General features: G+C 66.5%; 18 protein-coding genes. All 18 read right to left on the bottom strand.

Annotated features, from left to right (window positions below):
- Positions 1-51 precede the first annotated feature (51 nt).
- Positions 52-1332 carry a phosphopyruvate hydratase gene (eno, locus tag T331_RS0106520; protein WP_026439457.1) on the bottom strand — a complete coding sequence of 427 codons (1281 nt, stop codon included), beginning with the start codon at positions 1330-1332 and terminating at the stop codon, positions 52-54.
- Between the two features lie 86 nt (positions 1333-1418).
- Complete coding sequence (gene lpxC / locus T331_RS17555; protein WP_008493538.1) at positions 1419-2327, bottom strand: UDP-3-O-acyl-N-acetylglucosamine deacetylase; 909 nt, start codon at positions 2325-2327, stop codon at positions 1419-1421.
- 316 nt (positions 2328-2643) lie between these two features.
- On the bottom strand, positions 2644-4107 hold the full coding sequence (ftsZ, locus tag T331_RS0106510; RefSeq protein ID WP_026439456.1) for a cell division protein FtsZ: 1464 nt from the start codon (positions 4105-4107) through the stop codon (positions 2644-2646).
- 48 nt (positions 4108-4155) lie between these two features.
- Positions 4156-5463 carry a cell division protein FtsA gene (gene ftsA / locus T331_RS0106505; RefSeq protein ID WP_026439455.1) on the bottom strand — a complete coding sequence of 436 codons (1308 nt, stop codon included), beginning with the start codon at positions 5461-5463 and terminating at the stop codon, positions 4156-4158.
- Positions 5460-6467 carry a cell division protein FtsQ/DivIB gene (locus tag T331_RS0106500; protein ID WP_051622213.1) on the bottom strand — a complete coding sequence of 336 codons (1008 nt, stop codon included), beginning with the start codon at positions 6465-6467 and terminating at the stop codon, positions 5460-5462. The genes ftsA and T331_RS0106500 overlap by 4 nt, the downstream gene beginning before the upstream one ends.
- Complete coding sequence (locus T331_RS0106495; protein WP_211248686.1) at positions 6455-7357, bottom strand: D-alanine--D-alanine ligase; 903 nt, start codon at positions 7355-7357, stop codon at positions 6455-6457. The genes T331_RS0106500 and T331_RS0106495 overlap by 13 nt, the downstream gene beginning before the upstream one ends.
- Positions 7357-8250, bottom strand: a complete 894-nt coding sequence (gene murB / locus T331_RS0106490) for a UDP-N-acetylmuramate dehydrogenase (RefSeq protein ID WP_026439452.1) — start codon at positions 8248-8250, stop codon at positions 7357-7359. Before murB ends, T331_RS0106495 begins: the two co-directional genes overlap by 1 nt.
- Positions 8247-9683, bottom strand: a complete 1437-nt coding sequence (gene murC, locus T331_RS0106485; RefSeq protein ID WP_008493546.1) for a UDP-N-acetylmuramate--L-alanine ligase — start codon at positions 9681-9683, stop codon at positions 8247-8249. Before murC ends, murB begins: the two co-directional genes overlap by 4 nt.
- Positions 9680-10774 (bottom strand): undecaprenyldiphospho-muramoylpentapeptide beta-N-acetylglucosaminyltransferase, encoded by a 1095-nt coding sequence (gene murG, locus T331_RS17550; protein WP_051622212.1) that lies wholly within the window; start codon positions 10772-10774, stop codon positions 9680-9682. Before murG ends, murC begins: the two co-directional genes overlap by 4 nt.
- A gap of 23 nt (positions 10775-10797) precedes the next feature.
- Positions 10798-11913, bottom strand: coding sequence for an FtsW/RodA/SpoVE family cell cycle protein (locus tag T331_RS17545; RefSeq protein WP_035179442.1), 1116 nt, complete (start codon positions 11911-11913; stop codon positions 10798-10800).
- On the bottom strand, positions 11913-13202 hold the full coding sequence (gene murD / locus T331_RS0106470; RefSeq protein ID WP_026439451.1) for a UDP-N-acetylmuramoyl-L-alanine--D-glutamate ligase: 1290 nt from the start codon (positions 13200-13202) through the stop codon (positions 11913-11915). Before murD ends, T331_RS17545 begins: the two co-directional genes overlap by 1 nt.
- Positions 13199-14287, bottom strand: a complete 1089-nt coding sequence (gene mraY, locus T331_RS0106465; RefSeq protein ID WP_026439450.1) for a phospho-N-acetylmuramoyl-pentapeptide-transferase — start codon at positions 14285-14287, stop codon at positions 13199-13201. The genes murD and mraY overlap by 4 nt, the downstream gene beginning before the upstream one ends.
- The gene (locus T331_RS0106460) at positions 14287-15621 is read right to left on the bottom strand and encodes a UDP-N-acetylmuramoyl-tripeptide--D-alanyl-D-alanine ligase (RefSeq protein WP_026439449.1); all 1335 of its coding nucleotides are present in this window, start codon (positions 15619-15621) and stop codon (positions 14287-14289) included. Before T331_RS0106460 ends, mraY begins: the two co-directional genes overlap by 1 nt.
- Complete coding sequence (locus tag T331_RS0106455) at positions 15618-17000, bottom strand: UDP-N-acetylmuramoyl-L-alanyl-D-glutamate--2,6-diaminopimelate ligase (RefSeq protein ID WP_026439448.1); 1383 nt, start codon at positions 16998-17000, stop codon at positions 15618-15620. The genes T331_RS0106460 and T331_RS0106455 overlap by 4 nt, the downstream gene beginning before the upstream one ends.
- Positions 16987-19038 carry a peptidoglycan D,D-transpeptidase FtsI family protein gene (locus tag T331_RS17540; RefSeq protein ID WP_155992631.1) on the bottom strand — a complete coding sequence of 684 codons (2052 nt, stop codon included), beginning with the start codon at positions 19036-19038 and terminating at the stop codon, positions 16987-16989. Before T331_RS17540 ends, T331_RS0106455 begins: the two co-directional genes overlap by 14 nt.
- On the bottom strand, positions 19035-19865 hold the full coding sequence (ftsL, locus tag T331_RS19100) for a cell division protein FtsL (protein WP_026439447.1): 831 nt from the start codon (positions 19863-19865) through the stop codon (positions 19035-19037). Before ftsL ends, T331_RS17540 begins: the two co-directional genes overlap by 4 nt.
- Positions 19862-20797 (bottom strand): 16S rRNA (cytosine(1402)-N(4))-methyltransferase RsmH, encoded by a 936-nt coding sequence (gene rsmH / locus T331_RS0106440; protein WP_026439446.1) that lies wholly within the window; start codon positions 20795-20797, stop codon positions 19862-19864. Before rsmH ends, ftsL begins: the two co-directional genes overlap by 4 nt.
- The gene (locus T331_RS0106435) at positions 20794-21237 is read right to left on the bottom strand and encodes a division/cell wall cluster transcriptional repressor MraZ (protein WP_008493557.1); all 444 of its coding nucleotides are present in this window, start codon (positions 21235-21237) and stop codon (positions 20794-20796) included. The genes rsmH and T331_RS0106435 overlap by 4 nt, the downstream gene beginning before the upstream one ends.
- Between the last annotated feature and the right edge of the window lie 255 nt (positions 21238-21492).

The raw sequence follows: 21492 nt of genomic DNA, 5'->3' as shown, positions 1-21492 counted from the left end.
GGGTCGCAGACGTTTTTTGGTCCCGCTTTTTTTCAAAAAAGCGGGTTTTTCTTACCCAATCTTGCGCATCATCGGCCCGTAATACCGGCCGGTGCCGCCCAGCTCCGCCTCGATGCGGATCAGCTGGTTATACTTCGCCATACGGTCCGAACGGGCCAGCGAACCGGTCTTGATCTGGCCGCAATTGGTAGCAACCGCGAGATCCGCGATCGTGGCATCCTCGGTCTCGCCGGAGCGGTGCGACATGACGGCGGTGTAGCCGGCGCGGTGGGCGATTTCGACCGCTTCCAGCGTCTCGGTCAGGGTGCCGATCTGGTTGACCTTGACCAGGATGGAGTTGCCGACGCCAGCGGCGATGCCGCGGGTCAGACGCTCCGGGTTGGTCACGAACAGATCGTCACCGACCAGCTGCAGCTTGCCGCCGAGACGCTCGGTGAGCAGCTTCCAGCCCTCCCAATCATCCTCGGAGCAGCCATCCTCGATCGAGGCGATCGGGTAGCGGGTGCAGAGATCGGCCAGGTAATCGACGAACTGGCCGGCATCGAGTTTCTTGCCCTCGCCTTCGAGGTCGTAAATGCCATTCTTGAAGAATTCGGTGGAGGCGCAATCCATCGCGAAGGTGATGTCCTCGCCCAGCTTGTAGCCGGCCTTCTCGACGGATTTGGCGATGAAGCCCAGCGCCTCGTCGGCGGATTTCAGGTTCGGCGCGAAGCCGCCTTCATCGCCGACATTGGTGTTGTGGCCGGCATCGTGCAGCTGCTTCTTCAGCGTGTGGAAAATCTCGGCGCCGATGCGCACCGCTTCCGCGATGGAAGAGGCGCCGACCGGCTGGATCATGAATTCCTGAATGTCGATCGGGTTGTCGGCATGCTGGCCGCCATTGACGATGTTCATCATCGGCACCGGCAAAGTGCGGGCGGAGACACCACCGATATAGCGATAAAGCGGCAGGCCGTTATCGACCGCGGCGGCCTTGGCCAGCGCCAGCGAGACGCCGAGGATGGCGTTGGCGCCGAGCCGGGCCTTGTTCGGAGTGCCGTCCAGATCGATCAGTATATTATCGATGCCGACCTGGTCTTCGGCGTCCAGCCCGCCGATGGCGTCCAGGATCTCGCCCTCGACGGCGGCGACGGCCTTGAGCACGCCCTTGCCGTTATAGCGGGACTTGTCGCCATCGCGCAGCTCGACGGCCTCATGCGCGCCGGTGGAGGCGCCGGAGGGCACGGCGGCGCGGCCAAAGGCGCCGGATTCCAGCAGCACATCGACCTCGACGGTCGGGTTGCCACGGCTATCGAGAATTTCGCGGGCGACAATGTCGGCAATGGCGGTCATGGACGGCTCCTCTGGTTTGCCCTGGCGAGGTAAACCAGCCCTTGCCACGATGCAAGAAGGCGAAGCGGACCGGAAAACGCGCTGGTTTAAGCCGCGGTGAGCTGCAGCGGCGCTTCCAGCGCGCCGGTGGCGAGACGGTAATTCGCCTGATCCGCATAAACCGCCCGCAGCAGCTGGTTGTTCAGCGCGTGGCCGGTACGGCTGCCGATGAACCGCCCGGAGATGGGCGCGCCGGCGAGATAGAGATCGCCGATCACATCCAGCAGCTTGTGGCGGACGAACTCATCCGCGTAGCGCAGCCCTTCGGGATTCATGATCTTATCGTCATCCACCACCACCGCATTGGCGAGCGAGCCGCCACGGGCGAGCCCGGCCTGGCGCAGCGCCTCGATCTCACCGCGCTGGGTGAAGGTGCGGGCCCGGGCGATCTCATCGGCGAAGCCGGCGGTGGAGAGGTTGAAATGATAGGCCTGGGCGCCGATGGCGCGGGCGGCGAATTCGATGGAGAGGGAGATATCGAACCCGGTGCCGCCATCAGCGTGCGGGCGTAGCTCGGCGAAGGCGCCGTTCTGCTCGACGCGCACCGGGCGCAGAATTTCCAGCACCGGGCGGGCGCCGCCATGCTCGATGACGCCGGCGCTCTCGATCAGAAACAGGAAGGGGGCGGCGGAGCCGTCGAACACCGGCAATTCTGGGGCGTCCACCTCGACGATGAGGTCATCCACCCCGGCTGCGGCCAATGCCGCCATCAGATGCTCGATGGTTCCGATTTTGGCATCGCCGCGCGAAATCAGGGTGCACAGGCGGGTGTCGGTGACATTGTCGAACTTCGCGGCGACATCGACACCGAGATCGGTCCGGCGGAAGACGATGCCGGTATTCAGCGCCGCCGGGCGCAGCGTGAGGCGCACATCCGCGCCGCTATGCAGCCCGCGCCCCACCGCCGAAATCGGCGCCTTCAGGGTGCAGCGGGCGGCAGCGTCGCGCTGGATCATGCTATATCTGTCACGCAAAGACGACATTGAAATCCTGTCCATTAACCAGGCTCTAAATTACGCGTCTCGCTGCATTGCAGCCAATAAATCATTATTTCTGATTATTTCGCCATAACCATCTGATTTTAAATGAAGTTACAGAGCGCAACAAAGGATTGTGGCACGCCGCCTCAGATTGTTTTCGGCTTGTTCACGGGCCGCGCTCAGGCTCTGGTTGCGTAACGAACGCGCGCCGCACCGGTCATAAAAAAACCCCCGGGCTTCTTGCCCGAGGGTTTTTCGGCGGGGAGAGAGGGCCGCCTGGCCGGCTTGCGCCTTACTGGTTGCGGCGCAGGAAGGCGGGAATTTCCAGGCCGACCTCATCCATCTGCGCCGGGCGCACGGCGGCGCGGGGCTGTTCCTGCTCGTCAGCGCGCATCGCCGGCTCCTGGCGGTGCTGCGGCTGCGGCGCCGGGGCGGGCGCCTTGCTGGCGCCGAACCCGAACACGGATTTGAATATGGAGGTGGGCTTCGGCGGCTCCGGGGCACGCACCGGCGCCGGGGCGGGGGCCATGGCGGGGCGCATGGGGGCTGCCGGGCGCGGTGCCGGGGCCGGCTCCATATGCGCTTCGACATGCGCCGGGGCGACTTCATGCGGGCGCTGCTCGACGAAGGCCTTGGAGACCAGCGGCGCGGCCGGCGGCTCCGGCACGTAGCCGGCCGGGCGGCCGGAGCCCTGCTGGGCGGCGTGCTGCGAGGCGACCGCCTGCACGAAATTATTATTTTCGGCGCTGCCGTTGACGACTTTCAAATTCGGCATGGCAACCGGGGCGGAATCGATGCCTGTGGCGACCACGGAGACGCGCACCTTGCCGGCCATGGTCTCATCCAGAGACATGCCGAACATGATGTTGGCGTCGGTATCGACCTCCTCGCTGACGCGATTGGCCGCCTGGTCGATTTCGAACAAAGTGACATCGGAGCCGCCGGTGATGTTGATCAGCAGGCCGCGCGCGCCGCGCATGTTGGTGTCTTCGAGCAGCGGGTTGCTGATCGCGGCTTCGGCGGCGCGGATCGCGCGGTCCTCGCCCTCGGCCTCACCAGTGCCCATCATCGCCTTGCCCATCTCGCGCATCACGGAGCGGACATCGGCGAAGTCCAGATTGACGATGCCGGGCATCACCATCAGATCGGTGACGCCACGCACGCCCATGTACAGGACGTTATCGGCCATCTCGAAGGCTTCTTTCCAGCCGGTGCGCTCATTCGCGACCTTGAAGAGATTCTGGTTCGGAATCACGATCAGCGTGTCCACATAGGCCTGCATCTCGATGATGCCTTCCTCGGCGGAGCGCATGCGGCGCTTGCCTTCGAAGGCGAAGGGCTTGGTGACGACGCCGACGGTGAGGATGTCCCGCTCGCGCGCCATGCGTGCGATCACGGGTGCCGCGCCGGTGCCGGTGCCACCACCCATGCCGGCGGTGATGAACACCATATGGGTGTTCTCAAGATGGCGGGCCAGCTCATCAGCGGCTTCGTCAGCGGAGAGCTTGCCGATATCCGGGCGGCCGCCAGCGCCATTGCCCTGCGTGAGGTGCGGGCCGAGCTGGATGCGCTTTTCCGCCAGCGAGCGCTGCAGCTGCTGCGCATCGGTGTTGGCGACAACGAATTCCACGCCGGGGAGATTCATCTGAATCATGTTGTTGACGGCATTACAGCCGCCGCCGCCGACGCCGAACACGGTGATCCGGGGTGTGAAATCCGTATGTGTGGGCTTATCGACTGACAAATGTAGGACCATGACTCTCTCTCCTCGAACAATACCGCTAAAGACCGCGTCGATTCTCTGTCAAACGCGATTTTTCAAAAAATCGACGAAGCTGCCGAACCAACCGGCACTGCGCTGGGCTTCAAAATTAATGTCCTGCAGGGGCTGGCCATCGCCGGTGGCGAAGGCGAGCAGGCCGACAAGGGTGGCGAAATTCGGCGCGCCAGCCGCATCGGCCAGGCCGATGACGCTGGCCGGATGCCCCTGGCGCACCGGGCGTTCCAGAATTTGCGAGGCCAGATCACGCACCCCGCCAAGCTGCGAGGCGCCGCCGGTGAGCACGACGCGGCCATTGCCGGCGCGGCCGAGACCAGCGGTCTCGAGTCGGTCCTTCACCAGCTCGAAAATCTCCTCGAGTCGCGGCTTGATGCAGGAGATCAGATGCGAGCGCGGCACCTGCGCGATCTGATGTTCCGCCTCGCCAACGGAGGGCACCGGCAGCAATTCCCGCGCATCGTCCGGCGAAGGATGGCAATTGCCGTGCAGCGCCTTGAGACGTTCGGCATGGGCGAGCGGGGTGGAAAGCCCCATCGCGATATCGGCGGTGACGTGATTGCCGCCGACCGGGATCTGCGCGGTATGCACCACCTGGCCTTCGAAGAACACCGCCATGGTGGTGGTGCCGCCGCCCATATCGATGATGGTGGCGCCAAGCTCGCGCTCATCGCGCACCAAAGCCGCCAGCCCCGCCGCGTAGGGGGCGGAGACCAGGGCGGCAATATCCAGCTCGCAGCGCGAGAGGCAGGCTTGCAGCGTGCGCAGCGCGGTGGAGCTGGCATCAACCACATGCAGCTGCGCGGTGAGCGTGTCGCAGAACAGGCCGCGCGGGTCGGTGACACCGGGGGTTTCGTCGGCGGAGAAATTCAGCGGCAGCGCATGGATGGTGACACGGCCTTCGGTGGAGGCGCGGGTGCGGGCCTCGCGCACCACGCGGCGAATATCATCGCTGTTCACCGCGCGGCCATCGACCGGCCATTGCACGTTGAACAAACGCGATTCCGGCTGGCCGCAGGAGAGATTGACATAGACGGATTTCAGCCGCTGATCCGCCATATCCTCGGCGGCGCCGACGGCGGCGCGGATGGTGCGCTCGGCCTGGTCGAGATCGACAATGCCGCCAGCCTTGATGCCCCGGCTCTGCTGCCAGCCAAAGCCCAGAGCGCGCAGCCGGCCATCCGCCTCGGCCCGGCCGATCAGGCAGGCGACCTTGGTGGAGCCGATATCCAGCACCCCGAACGGGCCGGATTTCACCGCCCGGCCGCGCGGCAAATCCTCAGGCAGGGCGGGCTTGTTTTCCAACTGGGCGGCGCGGCGCGTCATGTTGTTCATTGTCCCTCCTGGCGGGTGTCAGGCTTGTTCTTTTTCTTCGACCCGTCGGATGTCGGGGTGGCGTAGGGGCGCACGACCAGCCTGCCATCCTGGCGCAGATCGATCGCCTCCACCGGACGATCCAGCAGCTGCATGGAACTTTGCAGACCGGCGAGCTGGGAGAGCGCATCCGCCTCATGCTCGGCCGGCAGCTTCACCACCGTCTGGTTCTTCAGGATCAGGTTCCAGCGCAGCCCATCCACCCATTCCGCCGCGGCGACATGCGACAACACGCTGGGCACGGCTTGCAATTCCGGGATCAGCTTGGCGGCCTGCTGCGGCGCGCCGGGGCCGGAGATCAGCAGCAGGCCGGGCTGGCGATGCTTCGCCGCCGCCGCATCCTGGTCCTGGATCACGTTGCCCTTCTTGTCGATGAGCTGGAACACCACCTTGCCATTCTGCACGCTCTGCCAGATGGCGTAGACATCGCGCTCGGTGACATTCACCACCAGCGTGCCGGGCAGGATGCGCTCGACCGTGGCACTCTGCACCGGACCCAGCGCCTGCACCCGTTGCTGGATGGTGGCGAGGGAAAAACCAAAGGTGGGATCACCATCCGTCACCCCGATCGCCTGCATCAGCGCGGCATGATCGGTGGTGACAGCGCCGTTCACCTGCACCGCGCCGATGCGAAACCCGATGCCGGCCAGCGCATCCGCGAGCAGGCCGGGCTGCACCACGCGCGCGGGTGCTACAGGCGGCGCCTGGGTGATTTCGGTCGGCGCCTCGGCGACAGCGTGGTGCGGCGCGCTGGGGAGGCTGCGCACCAGTTCTGTTCCCACCACCAGCAGCGCGATGCCGCCCATGATCCACAGGCCCGGCTTCAGGCTGCGTTTCACCCGGCGGAAGAACAGCACGCGTGGGCTGAGCCTATCCTGCGGCGGCGCCTTCTTGCCGCGCGGGCTGTTGCGCCGTGGGCGCGGCGTGGGGGCCAGGGGGCGTTCCAGCGTTTCTACACGCGGCATGCGGCCCTCTCCACCAGCCAGCTGCACAGGGCCGGGAAATCCATGCCCTGATGCGCTGCCTGTTCAGGCAGCAGTGAGGTCGCGGTCATGCCCGGCTGGGTGTTCACCTCGAGCAGGATCAGCCTACCTGTGTCTTCGTCGTAGCGCAGATCCGCGCGCGAGGCGCCGCGGCAGCCCAGCGCCTTATGCGCCGCCACCGCAATCTCCTTGGCGGATTGCGCGATATTTTCGGGCACCTGCGCCGGCAGCACGTGGCGGGAGCCGCCGGCGGCGTATTTGGCGTGATAATCGTAAAATTTCTCAGTCGGCAGAATTTCGGTGACGACCAGCGCGCGGTCTTCCAGCACGCCGACGGTGAGTTCGCGACCGGGGACATATTCCTCCACCATCGCCGCACCGAAATTCCAGGCGGAGACGATTTCCGCGCGGCGATTATCACCGGCCTTGACGATGGAGACGCCGACGGAGGAGCCTTCATTCACCGGCTTCACCACGTAGGGGCGCGGCAGCGGGTCGTGTGCCAGCAGCTCCTCGATCTCGATGATCTTATGCGCGGCGATCGGCAGGCCGGCGGCGGCGAAGATCGCCTTGGCCGCGCCTTTATCCATCGCCAAAGCCGAGGCGCGTACACCGGAATGGGTGTAGGGCAGGCCGATATAATCCAGAATGCCCTGGATGGTGCCATCCTCGCCAAAGCGCCCGTGCAGCGCGTTGAAGACGACATCCGGGCGGGGCTTCAGCGCTTTCAGCAGCGCCTCAAGATCGTCCGAGACGATAATCTCCGTCACCTCGAACCCGGCCTGGCGCAGCGCGCCGGAGACCTGCGCGCCGGTGTTGAGCGACACTTCGCGCTCGGAGGACATGCCGCCCATCAAAACCGCAACACGCATCACGCCGGCACTCCAATTCGTTTGATTTCCCACCGCAGCGAAATGCCGGATTTCTCCAGCACGCGCTTGCGGACTTCCTCGCCCAGCCCTTCCAGCTCAGCCGCCGTGGCGCCGCCGAGATTGAGCAGAAAATTGCAATGCAAGTCCGAGACCTGGGCTTGGCCGATGGTCAGGCCACGGCACCCTGCCCCATCCACCAGCTCCCAGGCTTTCTGGCCGTCCGGGTTGGCGAAGGTGGAGCCGCCGGTGCGGGCGCGGACCGGCTGGGTGGCTTCGCGCTTGGTCTTGATCTCGGCCATGCGCGCGGCAATCAATGCCGCCTCGCCGGGTTGGGCGCGCAGCCGGGCACGCACCACCACCGCATCGGCGGGCAAGTTGGAATGACGGTAGGTTAGCCCCAGTTCCTGCACGGCCAGGCGTTTCAGCTCGCCGGCGCGGGTGACGATCTCGACCCAGTCCAGCACCCCGGCCATGTCGCCGCCATAGGCGCCGGCATTCATCGCCACCGCACCGCCAATGGTGCCGGGAATGCCGGAGAGGAATTCCAGGCCGCTCAAGCCAGCTGATGCCGCGTGCTCGGAGACGGTGATATCCAAGGCCGCCGCGCCGGCGATGATGCCATCCGCCTCGATCTCAACCTCGCCGAAGCCGCGCGCCAGCTTGATGACGACGCCGTTGATGCCGCCATCCCGCACGATCAGGTTGGAAGCGGCGCCGATTACGGTGATCGGCATTTCCAGCGGCAATTGCGCCATGAAATCGCACAGATCCTGGACATCCGCCGGGCGCAGCAGGAACTCCGCCGGGCCGCCGACGCGAAACCACGTCATCGGCGCCAGCGTTTCGTTTTCCTTCAGGCGCCCGCGTGTCGCCGGGATCGTGCTTGCCATCATCGCCTGGCCCCCGCCGCCTTGGCCTGGGCCTGCAGATCGTTGAGCTGATGCGGCAAAGCGGCCGCCCATTGGGTGATGCTGCCGGCACCGAGGCAGACCACGTAGTCGCCATGGCGGGCGATGGCGTGCACCATCTCGGGCAGATGCGCGGGGTCGGCCATCGCCACCACCGAGCGGTGGCCGCGCGCGCGCAGCCCTTCGACCAGAGCTTCCTTATCGACACCTTCGATCGGCTGTTCGCCGGCGGCGTAGACATCCGCGACGATGACGGTGCCGGCATCGTTCATGCAGGCGCAGAATTCCTCGAACAGGCTTTGCAGGCGCGAGAAACGATGCGGCTGCACCACGGCGACCACATCGCGCGCGCCGGCCTGGCGCGCGGCCTTCAGCACCGCGGCGATTTCCACCGGGTGATGGCCGTAATCATCGATCACGGTGATGCCGCCGGCCTCGCCGGTTTTGGTGAAGCGCCGCTTCACACCGGCGAAATTCGCCAAGGCGGCTCTGATGTTCTGCTCGTCCACCTCCATCTCCAGCGCCACGGTGATGGCGGCGAGGGCGTTCTGGACGTTGTGGTTGCCGAGCATCGGCAGCTTGAAGGGGCCGGCGCGGCGGGCACGGCCGGTGATGCGGTCCGAGATGCGGACCTCGAAGGTGGCGCCATCCTTGGACGAGATGATGCGCTCGGCGCGCACATCCGCCTGCGGCGAAAAACCGTAGGTGATGACACGATGATCCGACAGAGCCGGGATCATCTGCTGGACGGCGGGATGGTCGATGCAGAGCACCGCGAACCCATAGAAGGGAATATTGGCGACGAATTGGCGATAGCCGGCTTCCATCGCCTCTTTGCTGCCCCAATGGTCGAGATGTTCCGGGTCCATGTTGGTGACGATGGTGATGACGGCGGGCAGGCGCAGGAAGGAGCCGTCCGACTCATCGGCCTCCACCACCATCCAGTCGCCGGAGCCAAGGCGGGTGTTGGAGCCGTAGGCATTGATGATGCCGCCATTGATCACGGTCGGATCAAACCCCGCCCCTTCCAGCACGCAGGCAACCAGCGAGGTGGTGGTGGTTTTGCCATGGGTGCCACCGATGGCGACGGCCCATTTCAGCCGCATCAGCTCCGCCAGCATTTCCGCGCGGCGCACCACAGGGATCAGCTTGGCGCGGGCGGCGAGGACTTCCGGGTTGTCCTTCGGCACGGCGGTGGAAATAACAACGACCTGGGCCTGGCCAAGGTTTTTCGCATCATGGCCCACGGCGACCTGGATGCCGCCGGCGCGCAGGCGCTGCACATTGGCGTTTTCGGACAGGTCCGAGCCTTGCACCTGGTAGCCCAGCTCATGCAGCACCTCGGCGATGCCGGACATGCCGATGCCGCCAATGCCGACGAAATGGATCGGCCCGATGGAAAGCGGAAGCGCTCTCATGCCGCCATCCTTTCCTGCACCAGATCCGCCAGCCTGGCGGCCGCTTGCGGCTGCCCCAACTGCGCGGCGGCGTCCGCGGCCTTCACCAAACTCTCAGGATTCATCAGTAACGTCTCGATCTTTTCAGCCAGGATGGCGGGGGTGAGACCATTTTGGTCCAAACGCAAAGCGGCACCGAAGGCGGCCAGGGCGTCGGCATTGGCGCGCTGATGGTCGTCAATGGCGCCGGGCAGCGGGATGAAGATGGCGGGACGCCCGGCAACGGCGATTTCCGCGACGCTGGAGGCGCCGGCACGGGAGATGACGAGATGAGCACCCGCCAGCAAGGCGGCGACATCCGCGAAGAAGGGGGAGAGCTCGGCCTCGATGCCGGCGGCAACATAGGCGGCGCGCACGCTGTCCAGATCATCCTTGCGGACTTGCTGGGTGACGTGCAGGCGGGCGCGCAGCGCCTCGGGGAGCATCGCCAGAGCTTCGGGGACCAGGGTGGAAAAGATTTTCGCGCCCAGAGAGCCGCCGAGCACCAGCAGGGCGATCACCTCGCCGGGTGGCGCATAGCCCTGCCCGGCCAAAGCGGCCACCGCCGGGCGGACCGGGTTGCCGACCGCGATGGTTTCGATCTTGCCCGGCAGGCGCGTGGTGTTGGCGAAATTCAAAGCCAAGATGTTGGCGAAGCGCGACAGGAAGCGGTTGGCACGGCCGAGCACGCCATTCTGTTCATGCAGCACCACCAAAGGCTTTTTGCCGCCCAGCAAGGCGGCGGCGAGTACGGGCGGCACTGAAGGATAGCCCCCGAAGGCCACCACCGCGCCGGGGCGCAGGCCGCTCATGATGGCGCGCGCCTGCACCACACCTTGCGCCAGCGCCAACGAGGCTTTCGCCGCGCGCTGCACGCCGCGCCCAGCCAGCCCGGCGCCGGAGAGCACGTGGTTTTCGGTCTGCGCGAAGACCGGGGAGTTGAGCCCGCCGGAGCGCGCATCGGTCATCAGCACCACGCGCTCGCCGCGCGCGATCAGCTCTGCCGCCAGCGCTTCGGCCGGGAAAAAATGCCCGCCGGTGCCGCCGGCGGCGATGACGATGGGAGCGCTCATTGCGGGATTCGCCGCATCAATCGTCATTGCGTGTCCCCCGCATGGCGTTTTCGGGTCAGCGCCAGCAGGAAGCCCATCTGGATGGAAATCGCCAAGGCCGAGGAGCCGCCATAGGAAATGAAAGGCAGCGTCATGCCCTTGGTCGGGATCAGCGAGAGCGAGGAGGCCATGTTGACGAAGGCCTGGAAGCCGAACCCGGCGATCAGCCCGCCGGCGGCCAGCACCACGAACAAATTCGGCTCGCCCAGCAGCCGCACCAAAGCGCGCAGCACGATGGCGGCGAACACGGCGATGATGAAGGCGCAGAAGAACAGCCCGAATTCCTCCCCGGCGACGGCGAAGACGAAATCCGCGCGCGCATCTGGCAGGAAGTGCTTCACCTGGCCCTCGCCCGGCCCGAGCCCGAACATGCCGCCATTGCCGAAGGCCATCAAAGCCGTCTGCGCCTGGCTGCCTTTCGGCGGGTCGATGAACATCATCACGCGGGTATGCACGTGGGTGATGAAGAAGAAGGCGTAAACCCCCGCTAGCGCCACCAGAACTCCCGCGCCGGCCACCCATTTCATCTCCATCCCGTCCAGATAGAACTGGGTGAAGACGATCATGGTGAAGAGGAAGGTGGTGCCGATATCCGGCTGCATCTTCAAAAGTGCCGCGGTGGCGATGAACACCGCGAGGGCGGCGCGCCGGCCGGGAAAGCCCGGGGTGCGGCGGGATTCGGCGATGCACCAGCCAATCACGATGATGAAGGCCGGGCGCAGGAATTCCGAAGGCTGGATGGTGAAGCCCGGCAGCGAGAGCCAGCGCTTGGCGCCATCCACTTCCGTGCCATGCAGCAAAGTGAAGGCGGTGAGCAGATAAAAGATGATGCCCATGCCGAGCGCCGCCAGCTTCACCTGGCGCAGCGAGAGCATCGAGAGGCCGACCATGGTGAGGCCGCCAATGACCAGGAAGCCGATCTGCTTGATCATGTCCTGGGTATGCGGGTCCGAGAGATGCAGCGTGATGCTGGGCATTGCCGCTAGCGCCAGCACGTAGCCGATGCCCAGCAGCACGGCGAGCGCCATCATGGTGACGCGGTCCACACTCCACCACCAGCGGCCGACGATTGACGTATCAGCGCGGGAGAGCGAGGGCATCAGGCTTCTCCTTTCGCCAGAGCGGTGAAACGCGCGCCACGCAGTTCGAAATTCGGGAACTGGTCGAAGCTGGCCGTGGCCGGGGAGAACAGCACGATGCCGCTGCCGGCCTTCGCCGTCGCGTAGGCGGCGGGCACGGCGCGGTCCAGCGTTTCGACAAATTCGTTGGGAATGCCGGCCGCGTTGAGCCGCGCCGCGAATTCCGGGCCGTCACGGCCGATCAGATAGGCTTTCTCGATGCGCGGGAAGAGCGGGGCGAGATCCTCGATGCCGCCTTCCTTGCCGATGCCGCCGGCGATCCAGACGAAGCGCTCATACACCCCCATGGCCCGGGCGGCGGCATCCGCATTGGTGGCCTTGCTGTCATTGATGAAGCGCACGCCGTCGCGTTCCGCGACCAGCTGGGCGCGGTGCGGCAGGCCGGGGAAGCTGATGATGCCTTCGGCGATCGCCGCCTGGGTCACGCCAAGACCCATCGCCAGGGCAGCGGCGGCCAAAGCGTTCTGGGCGTTATGTTCGCCGCGCAAGGCCGGCGCGCCGGTGTCCTGGCCCTTGCCGGAGATTTCCAGCAGCTTGGCCGGGCGGGTGCGCAGCCAGGCCGCCATCTCGCGGGAGGGGGCGTCGTCCATGCCGATCACCGCCAGGCAGGTTTCGTCCTGGCGCGCGAAAATCTCCCGCTTCGCGGCCGCGTAGCCTGCCATGTCGCCATGGCGGTCCAGATGGTCGGGCGAAAGATTGAGCATCACCGCAACATCGAAGCGCAGACTGGCGAGTCTCTCCAACATATAGCTGGACATTTCGAGCACATAGACGCCGTCATCCGGCAGGATCGGCAGCGAGAGCGCCGCCGGGCCGAGATTGGCGCCGGCCTCGGTGGGAATGCCGGCGACGTGCAGGATATGGGCGAGCAAGGCCGTGGTGGTGGATTTGCCGTTGGTGCCGGTGATGCCGGCGAAACGCGCCTTGGAGCCAGAGGCGCGCACCGCCTGATAGAGCAGCTCGGCATCCGTCAAAACCGGGATGCCCTGGGCCAGCGCCCAGGCGGCTTGCGGGTGGGGTTTAGGCAGGCGGTGAGGAATACCCGGCGAGAGCACCAGCGCATCGAAGCGCCGGCCCGATTCGGAAGGTTGGCCAACCGCCAGCCCTTCGGCGGCAGCGGCCTGGCGCGAGGCCTCGCCATCGTCCCAGACCAGCACATCGGCGCCGAGATCGCGCAGACGCCGGGCCGCCGGCAGCCCTGCCCGCCCCAGCCCGACCACCGCGTAGGATTTGCCGGAGAAGAGGCTCATCGGATCTTCAAGGTGGCCAGACCCACCAGCCCGAGAATCATCGAGATGATCCAGAAACGGATCACGATGGTCGGCTCCGCCCAGCCTTTCTTCTCGAAATGATGGTGCAGCGGCGCCATCAGGAACACGCGCTTGCCGGTACGCTTATACCAGAACACCTGCACGATGACGGAGATGGTCTCGACCACGAACAGCCCGCCGACGATCGCCAGCACGATCTCATTCTTGGTCGCCACCGCCACCGCGCCCAGCGCGCCGCCCAGAGAGAGCGAGCCGGTATCGCCCATGAACACCGCCGCCGGCGGGGCGTTGAACCAGAGGAAGCCCATGCCGGCACCGATCAACGCCGAAAGAAAGACGGTGAGTTCACCCACGCCGGGGATGAAATGGATTTCCAGATAGCCGGCGAAGATGCGGTTGCCGACCAGATAGGCGATCAGCCCGAACACGGCGGCGGCGATCATCGTCGGCACGGTGGCCAGCCCGTCCAGCCCGTCGGTGAAATTCACCGCATTGGCGGAGCCCATCATCACCAGAAGCCCGAAGAGGGGGAACATGAAGCCGAGCGGGATCAGGAAATTCTTCAGGAAGGGCACGGCCACACCATCGGCGATGGCATGCGGCATCAGATGCGTCATCCAGAGCGCGGCGATCAGCCCGATCGCGGCCTCGCCCAGCAGGCGGGTGCGGCCCGAAACACCCTTGGTGTTGCGCTTGGTCAGCTTCAGGAAATCATCCGCGAAGCCGATGGCGCCGTAGCCGAAGGTGACCATCAAGGTCGCCCAGACATAGCCGTTGGAGAGATCCGCCCAGAGCAAAGTGGAGGCGCCCAGCGCCAGCAAAATCAGGGTGCCGCCCATGGTCGGCGTGCCCTTTTTCTCGATCAGATGGCGCTCCGGCCCGTCGGTGCGGATCGGCTGGCCGTGGCGTTGCATGGCGCGCAGCTGGCGGATCAAACGCGGGCCGAGCCAGAAGCTGATCACCAGAGCGGTCAGGCAGGCGCCGCCAGCCCGGAAGGAGATATAGCGGATCAGGTTGAAGGCATGGATATGCCCGGCGAGGGGAAGCAGAATCCAATAAAGCATCAGCCGGGACTTTCCAGGGCAGAGATCACGTCACGCATGCGGCTGCCATGGCTGCCTTTCACCAACACCGTGTCACCGTCGCGCAAGGCGGCTTTGACCAGGGGGGCGAGGCTTGCCGCGTCAGGCGCACGCGCGCCCTGAATGGCCCGGGGCAGCGAGTCGAACAAAGCCCCGCAATGCGGGCCGGCGGTAAACACAATGTCAGCGGCCTCGCGTAGGGGGGCGGCCAGGGCCAGATGCTCGGCCTCGGCGAAATCGCCCAGCTCCAGAATATCCCCCAGCACCGCCACATGCCGGCCCGGCTGCAGCTTCAGCACCGAGAAGGCAGCGCGCAGCGAGGCGCCGGAGGCGTTATAGCTCTCATCGATCAGCGCGATGCGCCGCCCATCCTCCAGCCTGATATCCCGCCTTGCGCCGCGCCCGGCGAAGGGGGCGAAGCCATTGAGGGCGGCGGCGGCCATCTCCACATCCAGATCCAAAGCGGCGGCGGCGGTGAGCACGGCGAGCGCGTTGCTGGCCATGTGCCGGCCCGGGGCGCGCAGATGGAAATAGACCTTGGTATCGAGGATTTCGGCGGCGATTTCGGAAGCTTCCGGGCCGTTCAGCACGTCCAGCAGCCGGGCCTCGGCACCGTTGAAGAGCAACGCGCAATGGCCGGCCGGCACCGCCTCGCGCAGCACCTGCAGATAGGCGCTCTCACCGGGGATCACCGCCTTGCCGGCGGCGCTGAGCGCGCCGTAGATGCTGGCCTTTTCCTTGGCGATGGCGAGCTCCGAGCCCATCATGCCCAGATGCGCGCGGTCGACACAGGTGACGATGGCAACATCCGGGCGCACCAGGGCGGCCAGCGGCGCGATCTCGCCAGGATGGTTCATGCCGATTTCGAAAACGCCGAAATCCGCGTCATGCGGCATCCGCGCCAGGGTCAGCGGCACGCCGATATGGTTGTTGAAGCTGGCCTCGGCGGCATGCACCACGCCGAAAGCGGCCAAGGTGCGGCGGAGCATCTCCTTCACCGTGGTCTTGCCGACCGAGCCGGTGACGGCGACGAGCTTGGCCTCCGAGCGTTCACGCGCGGCGATGCCGAGCTGTTCCAGCGCCTTCAGCACGTCCGGCACCAGAATATGCGGGCCCTCCACCGGGCGGGAGACCAGGGCGGCGGCGGCGCCTTTCGCGAAGGCGGCGGCGACGAAATCATGCCCGTCGCGCTCGCCCTGCAGCGCCACGAACAGATCGCCGGGGCGCAGGGTGCGGGTGTCGATGGAGAGGCCGGTAATGTCGTAGCCGGCGCCGAACAGAACCTGCAGCTCCTCGGCGGTCCATAGCGCGCTCATGCCACCCCTCCCAGCGCGCGGATCACCGCGGCGTCGTCAAACGGGATCACCTCACCCTTCACGATCTGCCCCTGCTCATGGCCCTTGCCGGCCACCACCAGCACATCGCCCTCGGCCAAACCTTCCAGTGCGGCCCCGATGGCGGCGTGGCGGTCGCCGATCTCCTTTGCGTCAGGGCAGGCGGCCAGGATGGCGCGGCGGATGGCGGCGGGGTCCTCGCTGCGGGGGTTGTCGTCGGTGACGATGACGACATCCGCCCCCCGCGCGGCTTCCGCGCCCATCAAGGGCCGCTTGCCGGGGTCACGGTCGCCGCCGGCGCCGAAGACGATATGCAGCCTGCCGGTGGCGTGCGGGCGCAAAGCCGAGAGCACGCGGGCGATGGCATCCGGGGTGTGGGCGTAGTCAACATAAGCCGCCGCGCCGTTGGGCAGCACCAGCGCGCGTTCCAGCCGGCCGCGCACCCCGGTGAGCTGCGGCAAATAGGAGAGCGCGTCGGCCACCCCCACCGCTTCGGCCAGGGCGGCGGCCAGGGCGGCGTTATCCGCCTGGAAGCGGCCGGGCAGAGGCAGCGCCACCGCGCGTCCATTCATCGTGAAAGCCTGCCCGTCCGGGCGCGGCGAAACCGCCTCCACCGCGACGGTCTCGAAATTCTGGCCGTGGCGGCGGGCAGCATCGCGCAGGCTGGCCAGCATATCGGCATCCAGATCCGCCATCGCCCGCCCTGCCCCGCCGCGCTTCAGCAGCGCCTCGAACAGCCGCAGTTTGGCGGCGCCATAGGCCTGCATCGAGCCGTGATAATCCAGATGGTCGCGGGTGAGATTGGTGAAGCCGGCGGCGCAGAAGCGCAGACCGTCCAGCCGGTGCTGGTCCAGCCCGTGGCTGGAGGCTTCCATCGCCACATCATTCACCCCTTCGCGCGCCAGACCGGCCAGGGTGGCGGCGAGCGTCACCGGGTCCGGCGTGGTCAGGCTGCCGGCGGGCTCATGCCCCGGCGCGATCACCCCGAGCGTGCCCATCGAGGCCGCCTTGCGCCCTGCCAAGGTGAGGATCTGGCGCAGGAAATCCACCGTGCTGGTCTTGCCGTTGGTGCCGGTGACGGCGACCAGCCGCTCCGGCAGCTTGCCGAAAAACTCCACCGCCAGCTCGGCCAGCTTGGCGCGCGGGTCCGGGGCGGTGATCAGCCGGCGCGGCGGCACGCCGGGGGGCCAGAGCGTGCCCTCGGGGGCGAGCACCGCGATGGCGCCGCGCGCCACCGCCTCGGCGATGAAGCGCCGTCCATCGGCCTTCACCCCCGGCAACGCCGCGAACAGATAGCCCGGCTGCACCGCCCGGCTATCCGCTGTTATGCCGATCACACCCTGCATCTCAACCTTGCTCATATCCGGTGTCCCGCGCCGTCATATGGCTGCCCATCATCGGGGAGACCGGCGCCATCACCCCGTCATGCGTCTTGCGGCCCTTGGAGGCGGCGGGCTTGGCCTGCGCCCCTTGCGGCTCATCCGCCTTGGCGGCGGCGCTGTTGGCCTGGGGCGGCTTCTTGCCCATCAGCTCATAGGCGAAGGCATTCGCTCCCGGCGGCAGCGGATCGCCCGGCCCCAGCGCGCGCTGGCCCGGCGGCGGGGTCGGGTCCAGCGGCACGGTCAGCTTCGCCTCCAGCTGCGCCAGCTGGTCGCCGGTGGACGGCATGATGCCCAGCATCGGCCCCATCCGCGCGATGATCCGCGAGACGGTGGGGGCGGCGATGAAGCCGCCGGTGGTGAAGCCGAAGGTGGTCTTGTCCGGCTTGGGCTGCAGCACCAGCACATAGATCAGATATTGCGGATCCTGCATCGGGAACGCCGCCATGAAGGAGGCATTGTTGGTGTGCAGCAGATAGCGCCCATTCGGCCCCACCACCTGCGCCGTGCCGGTCTTGCCGCCGATGATATAGCCCGGCACCCCGGCATATTTGCCGGTGCCGAACAGCACCACATTGGTCATGATCTTGCGCATCAAGTCCGAGGTGCTCTGCTGCATAATGCGAACGCCCTGGGGCTGCGGCCCGTTCGGGTCCACCTTCAGCAGGGTCGGATCATAGCGGATGCCGCCATTGACGATGGGGATGGTGGCGGTGACCAGCTGCAGCGGCGAAATCGCGATGCCGGCGCCGAAGGACACGGTCATCGTCGCCGCCAGGCCCCAATTATCCTTCGACGGGAAAAGCGGCATCGGCGGGCCGGGGAGCTGGATGTCCAGCGGCTTGAAGAAGCCCTGCTTGGCGTACCAGGCCTGCTCGATCTTCGGCCCCAGAATGGTGGCGATGCGCGAGGCGCCGATATTGGAGGAGACGTTGATGATCTCCGGCAGCGCCATCCATTTATTCGTCGGCTCGAAATCGGTGATGTGGAAACGGCCGATCTTCAGCGGGTGGGTGGTGTCGAAATAATCCCACCAATGGATCAGCCCGCTATCCAGCGCCATCGAGGCGGTCTGCAGCTTGAACACCGAGCCCGGCTCGTAATTGCCGTTGACGCAGCGGTTGAACTGGTTGTTGGGCTTGGCCGAGCCGTAATCATTGACGTCGTAATCCGGCAGGCTGACCATCGCCACCACCTCGCCGGTCTTCACGTTCATCACGATGGCGCAGGCGCCCGGGGACTGGAACTCCTTCACCGCCGAGGCCAGCTCGTCATGCACGATGCTCTCGATGCGGGCATCGATGGAGAGCTGCAGCGGCTGCGGGTCGGTGGTCAGGCGCTTATTGAAATATTCCTCGACGCCGGCCACACCGGAGCTGTCGATGCGCACCCCGCCCAGAATATGCGCGGCGAGATTGCCATCCGGATAATGCCGCTCCTCGCGGTTTTCGAAATACACGCCGGGAATGCCGAGCGAGTTCACCGCCAGCTCTTCCTGCGGGGTCAGCCGGCGGTCGAGATAGACGAATTCCTTGCGCTTCTCGGCGGGCACGCCATCACCCAGCTGATGCGCGAGCCAGGCCTGGTTGGCGCCGGGCAGCGCGTTGGCAAGCACGGTGGCGGCGGCCTGCGGGTCGGGCACCTGCTGCGGGTCGGCGTAAAGCGAGGCGCCGGGCAGCGAGACGGCGAGGATGACGCCGTTGCGATCGACGATGTCGGCGCGCGAGGGCGGCGGCGGGGTCTCGGAGAGCTGCGGGGTCATCGCCGCGATCTGCGCGGCGCTGGGATGGATCGGCGCCACCACCGTCGCCCAGATCAGCTTCAGCCCGAGCAGGCTGAACAGGCCGATGAAGACGAAAGCGCCGATGACCAGCCGGCCCCGGGCGCGCTCCAGCGCGCCGCGCTGGTCGAGATCCGAGCCGGTGACACGCACCTGCTCGGCACGCGGCGAGTCGCCACGGCCCGAAGCCCCCTTCCGGCGGGAAGGAGGCTCATCACCCGGCCGGAGGTTGAGGGTCAATTTTGGCTCCCGGTCTGCGCCATGCCGAGGAGGGAGCCACCGCCCAGCGGGGCGGTGGGCGCGGGTTCAGCCGGCTGTGCGGTGGCGCGCACCCGCACCACCTGCGCGCCCATCGGCAGGCTGGGGCGCGGGGCGGCAACCGGCTGACGCTCACGCGGCGCCGGGGCGGCCGACGCGATCGCGCTGCCGCCGGGCTGATACAGCGACGAGGCGAGCGGCCGCGCCGCGGCTTCGCGCACCGGTGCGGCGAGGTGATGCGGCGGGGCCTCTTCCCGGGCGACGCGCGCCACCGGATGATGCACCGGCGGATGCGCCCGCATATCGGCATGCGCCGGCGCCGTTTCGTGAGGCACGGCGATCTCGGCCACCCGCTCGGCCGGTTTCGCCGGCGCGGCGGGGGCGACGCTGTGCCCGGCCTGCGTTGCCGTGGCGACATGGCCCTGCACCTCGATCGCCGGGCCGTTCGGCGCCGGGATGGCATCGCTCCCCGGCAAGGCCGGTACTTCGTCTTCCGGATTGCTGAAGGGCGCGGCGCTGCCCGGCGGCGGCAGCGTGCTGGCCAGGTCGGCCAGCGTGACCAGCTGCCCCGGCTTCATCGGCTGCAACCCGGTGAATTGCGCGGCCAGCGCGGCGATACGCGAAGGGTCCGCCTCCAGCGCCCACTGCGCCTGCAGCACGCGGATGCTCTGCTCGTCATGCCGGCTGGTTTCGGCCACCTGTTCGAGCTGGTTTTCCAGGGCCCGGCTCTGATGCTTGACCATGAACAGATAGGCGCCGGAGATCGCGAAGAGCAGGCCGGTCAGGAAGGTCAGGGGCCGAACGATCATGCGGCGAGCCTTTCCATGACGCGCAGCTTGGCGCTGCGCGCGCGCGGGTTGGCGCGAATTTCAGCCTGCCCGGGCAGGATGGGGGATTTCGTCACCAGGCGAAATTCCGGGGCGCTGACCTGGGCCAGCCCGGCGGGGTCGTGGCGCGAGGCGCCCGGCGTGCGGCCGGCACTCTGCGCGAAGAAATGCTTGACGATCCGGTCTTCCAGCGAATGAAAGCTGACCACCACCAGCCGCCCGCCCGGCGCCAGCAAGGCGGCCGATTGCGCCAGCGCCGCCTCGATATCGGAAAGCTCCTCATTCACGGCGATGCGCAACGCCTGGAAGCTTCTGGTTGCCGGGTCGATCCCCGATTTATCCGGTCTCACAACGCTCCGTATCACGCCAGCCAAATCCGCCGTCGTCGTAAATTTCTGCGCCTTGCGCCGGTCCACGATCTGTTTCGCGATCCGCCGCGCGGCTTTCTCATCACCATATTTGTACAAAATATCGGCAAGATCGGATTCGGCGCAAAGATTCACGAGGTCCGCGGCGGACTGCCCGTCGCGGCTCATCCGCATGTCCAGCGGCCCGTCCTGGCGAAATGAAAAGCCGCGCGCCGGATCATCGATCTGGAACGAGGACAGGCCGAGATCGAACACCGCGCCATCCAGCCGGGCCACCCCGCGCGCCGCCATCATCTCCGAAATTTCGCTGATGCGGCCAGGGATCAATTCAAACCGCCCGGCATGGGCGGCGGTCAGTTCGGCGGCGCGCGGCAGCGCGTCCGGATCGCGATCGACCCCGAACAGGCGGCACTTGGCACGCTCCAGGATCATCCGCGAATAGCCGCCGCCGCCGAAGGTGCCATCCAGATAGACGCCGTTTTCACGCGGCTGCAGCGCCTCGATCGCCTCGTCGCGCAGGACGGAAATATGTGAAAAATTGCTCATGACGGCGCCCCGAAGCTCAAGCGCGGGGCGAGCGCGCGGGAGGCGTCGCGGAAGGCCTTGCCGGCCTGCGGTTCCCAGATCAGGAAATGATCGCCGCGGCCCATGAAGAACACCGCATCGGAGAGGTTCGCCTGCTCGGCGAGATAGCCGGTGATCAGCACCCGCCCCTGCGCATCCAGCTCGACCTCTTCCGCATCGGAGAAAATCTGCGTCTGCAGCCCGACCTGCTCGGGGCTCATCTCCGGCATCGCCGCGAGCTTCTCCTGGAAGCGCGCGTAATTCGGCAAAGGCCAGGCCTCGACACAGCCTTCGATGAAAGAGGGGCGCAGGATCAGGGTCATCTCCGGATGGTCCTTCCAGGCGGCACGGAACGACGCCGGGACGGATACCCGCCCCTTCGCGTCGCGCTTATTCTCGTGGCTGCCAAAGAACTGCTTCATCGCCCCCGCGCCGCAACACCTTTCACCTCAAACCGAACCTTCAGGGCTCACCCCGAACCCTTTCGGCCTACCCGAAACTCACCACACTCCACCACTTCATGGGAAAACATGGGTTTCTTCACCACTAACATGCACGCGACTCCCCGTCAAAATAAAACCCCAGCGTGACAGCGAGGAAATGCGCCGCGAGACTCGGGGCGCGCTCCTGAAATCTTCTTCATTTGTTCGCTTTTCGTTCGCGCTACATTGCGAAAT

This window comes from Acidocella facilis ATCC 35904, assembly GCF_000687875.1.
Classification (GTDB): Bacteria; Pseudomonadota; Alphaproteobacteria; order Acetobacterales; family Acetobacteraceae; genus Acidocella; species Acidocella facilis.
The sequence above is the reverse complement of the archived record's forward strand: the minus strand, read 5'-3'. Positions and strand labels throughout refer to the sequence as shown.

Bases quoted from the DNA above. Each gene is read 5' to 3' on its own strand.
- mraY (WP_026439450.1), bottom strand. From the start codon at position 14,287: ATGCTTTATTGGATTCTGCTTCCCCTCGCCGGGCATATCCATGCCTTC.
- T331_RS0106455 (WP_026439448.1), bottom strand. From the start codon at position 17,000: ATGAGCAAGGTTGAGATGCAGGGTGTGATCGGCATAACAGCGGATAGC.
- rsmH (WP_026439446.1), bottom strand. From the start codon at position 20,797: ATGAGCAATTTTTCACATATTTCCGTCCTGCGCGACGAGGCGATCGAG.
- T331_RS0106435 (WP_008493557.1), bottom strand. From the start codon at position 21,237: ATGAAGCAGTTCTTTGGCAGCCACGAGAATAAGCGCGACGCGAAGGGG.
- ftsA (WP_026439455.1), bottom strand. From the start codon at position 5,463: ATGAACAACATGACGCGCCGCGCCGCCCAGTTGGAAAACAAGCCCGCC.
- murB (WP_026439452.1), bottom strand. From the start codon at position 8,250: ATGATGGCAAGCACGATCCCGGCGACACGCGGGCGCCTGAAGGAAAAC.
- murG (WP_051622212.1), bottom strand. From the start codon at position 10,774: ATGAGCGCTCCCATCGTCATCGCCGCCGGCGGCACCGGCGGGCATTTT.
- murC (WP_008493546.1), bottom strand. From the start codon at position 9,683: ATGAGAGCGCTTCCGCTTTCCATCGGGCCGATCCATTTCGTCGGCATT.
- murD (WP_026439451.1), bottom strand. From the start codon at position 13,202: ATGAGCCTCTTCTCCGGCAAATCCTACGCGGTGGTCGGGCTGGGGCGG.
- T331_RS0106495 (WP_211248686.1), bottom strand. From the start codon at position 7,357: ATGCGTGTTGCGGTTTTGATGGGCGGCATGTCCTCCGAGCGCGAAGTG.
- eno (WP_026439457.1), bottom strand. From the start codon at position 1,332: ATGACCGCCATTGCCGACATTGTCGCCCGCGAAATTCTCGATAGCCGT.
- T331_RS17545 (WP_035179442.1), bottom strand. From the start codon at position 11,913: ATGCCCTCGCTCTCCCGCGCTGATACGTCAATCGTCGGCCGCTGGTGG.
- lpxC (WP_008493538.1), bottom strand. From the start codon at position 2,327: ATGATCCAGCGCGACGCTGCCGCCCGCTGCACCCTGAAGGCGCCGATT.
- ftsZ (WP_026439456.1), bottom strand. From the start codon at position 4,107: ATGGTCCTACATTTGTCAGTCGATAAGCCCACACATACGGATTTCACA.
- T331_RS0106460 (WP_026439449.1), bottom strand. From the start codon at position 15,621: ATGAGCGCGCTATGGACCGCCGAGGAGCTGCAGGTTCTGTTCGGCGCC.
- ftsL (WP_026439447.1), bottom strand. From the start codon at position 19,865: ATGATCGTTCGGCCCCTGACCTTCCTGACCGGCCTGCTCTTCGCGATC.
- T331_RS0106500 (WP_051622213.1), bottom strand. From the start codon at position 6,467: ATGCCGCGTGTAGAAACGCTGGAACGCCCCCTGGCCCCCACGCCGCGC.